Annotated in this window: 1 protein-coding gene and 1 pseudogene; both read right to left on the reverse strand. The window is 47.6% G+C overall.

Annotated elements, in window-relative coordinates; translation table 11 throughout:
• Positions 1-126 (reverse strand): annotated as a pseudogene (locus tag R7P69_RS25090) (rod shape-determining protein RodA); the annotation flags it as partial.
• The coding region (locus R7P69_RS25095) for a penicillin-binding transpeptidase domain-containing protein (protein WP_318121815.1) at positions 126-1112 on the reverse strand (987 nt) is incomplete at its 5' end. The pseudogene R7P69_RS25090 and the gene R7P69_RS25095, both read right to left, overlap by 1 nt.

Consider the following 1112-nt stretch of genomic DNA (forward strand, 5'->3'; position numbering starts at 1 on the left):
GCTGGCACTGTACATGATCACGAGACCAAAACCCATTAAAGCAAAGATGCCGAGTAGGAGGGGCAAGTCGATATGGAAGCGCTCAAACAAGGCGCGGTTTTTACCTGTAGAGGGATCCATCTTCATTAGCGTGTAACCTCTTTTTGCGCGTTGGTTTTGTCATCTTCTGGTTTGATTTCTTCTGGGCCAAGTACCACTCGGTCAAAGATTTTTCTCGCCATTGGACCACCGTTACTTGAGCCACCGCCTGCGTTTTCTAGCACGAGAGTAACGATAACTTTAGGATCGTCAAACTGAGCAAAGCCCGTAAACAGGGCGTGGTCACGCAAGTGTTCCGCGATTTCAGCTGCGTTGTACTCTTCGTTCTCGCCCAAGCCAAAGACCTGCGCTGTACCTGATTTACCGGCTGGCTGGTAGCTCATATTGTAGAAAGAACGACGAGGCGTACCACGAGTACCATGGTTTACACGGCGCATACCTTCTTTCGCAATATCCCAGTATTTTTCTGGCACATTTTGAATCGGTGGGTAGGTTACGTATTCAGAGGTTTCTTGTTCCTCAAAGTTATCACCATTATCGATGGTGGACTTAAGGAGGTGAGGAGCGGAAACCGCACCATTATTCACTAACACCGATTTTGCTTTCGCAATTTGCATAGGTGGTGGCGTCCCATAGCCTTGGCCGATACCAACAGGAATGGTGTCACCTTTATACCAAGGCGTTTTGTGACGAGACATCTTCCAATCACGAGTTGGCATATTAGCCTTACTTTCTTCGTAGATATCGATGCCTGTGTAGTCACCAAAACCAAACATCATCATCCAGTTTGAAATTCGGTCGATCCCCAAGTCATAAGCAATTTGGTAGTAAAACGTATCAACAGACTCTTCAATGGATTTAATGACATCCACGCGGCCATGTCCCCAACGCAACCAGTCACGGAATGGACGAGTGTCTGAGTTAGGAATGCGCCAATAACCTGGGTCGTTGCGAGTAGTATTTGGCGTGATTACGCCTTCTTGCAACGCTGCGACAGCCATAAATGGCTTGATTGTTGAAGCTGGCGGATAAATACCTAGCGTCGTGCGGTTTACCAACGGACGGTTTTTATC

Source organism: Vibrio sp. 661, assembly GCF_033339315.1.
Lineage (GTDB): Bacteria > Pseudomonadota > Gammaproteobacteria > Enterobacterales > Vibrionaceae > Vibrio > Vibrio alginolyticus.